The 891-nt window shown below is 70.9% G+C and carries 2 protein-coding genes; both read left to right on the top strand.

The annotated features are described in order from the left end of the window. Positions 1-197 precede the first annotated feature (197 nt). Entirely contained in the window at positions 198-617 is a 420-nt protein-coding gene (locus D3P35_RS25880; RefSeq protein WP_118138790.1) for a phage tail tube protein, read from the top strand. After that, a partial coding sequence (locus tag D3P35_RS25875) for a GTA-gp10 family protein (protein ID WP_118138789.1) occupies positions 617-891 on the top strand: 275 nt, incomplete at its 3' end. The genes D3P35_RS25880 and D3P35_RS25875, both read left to right, overlap by 1 nt.

Below are 891 nucleotides of genomic sequence, written 5' to 3'. Positions count from 1 at the left end.
TGGGCTCGGAGATCAACGTGGAGCGCGGCGAGGTGATCTTCGCCGCCCGCCGCCTCACCTTCGAGGCCCGCATCCTCGCCGCCCGCGCCGATCCCGGCGTGGCTGGCTGAGCAGTCCCCCGATCGCGGGCAACACGACACCCCCGGTGCCAGGTGCGGCGCCGGGGCTTTTCCCTTCAGACATGAGGAGACCGAGACATGTCCGACGGCATGATTGGCTACGGCAGCACGGTGCGCATCGGGGTGGGGGCCACGCCCACCTGGACCGCGCTCACGCTGCTGGGCGACCTGGAGCTGCCCGACGAGCAGGTCGACGAGATCGAGGTGACCCACATGGGCTCGCCCGGGCGGCGCAAGCAGTTCATCCCCGGGCTCACCGATGGCGGCGAGGTGGGCGTGCCGATGAACCATATCCCCGGCAGCCCCACGGACGTGCTGCTGCAGTCGCTGCGCGCCAGCCGCGAGGAGGTGCTCATCGAGATCACCCTGCCGGGCGGCGACCCGGAGACCTACGCGGGCTTCCTGAAGGGCTACACCCGCACGGCCCCCATCGCCGACAAGATGACCGCCACCGCGACCTGGCGGCTCAGCGAACGGATCGACGGGGGGGACGCGTGATGGCGAACCGGCTTCTCGGTGAAACCGAACTGACCGTCGGCGGCCGCACCCTGCGGCTGGTGATGGATTTCAACGCGCTCTGCGAGTTCGAAGAGGCGACGGGCCGCAATGCCGTTACCTCGGCTGGCGCATTCGAGGCCGGCACTCTCACCATGCGCGAGCTGCGCGCCTTCATGTGGGCGGCCCTGCGCCGGTATCACCCGGAGACCAGCCTGCAGGACGCGGGCGACCTGCTCGGCAGCCACGGCGAGGCCCTGGGCCGCGCCATGGGCGC

This window comes from Oceanicella sp. SM1341, assembly GCF_003448965.1.
GTDB lineage: Bacteria > Pseudomonadota > Alphaproteobacteria > Rhodobacterales > Rhodobacteraceae > Paroceanicella.
The sequence above is the reverse complement of the archived record's forward strand: the minus strand, read 5'-3'. Positions and strand labels throughout refer to the sequence as shown.

Coding starts and splice junctions, on each gene's coding strand:
- D3P35_RS25880 (WP_118138790.1), top strand. CDS start 198: ATGTCCGACGGCATGATTGGCTACGGCAGCACGGTGCGCATCGGGGTG.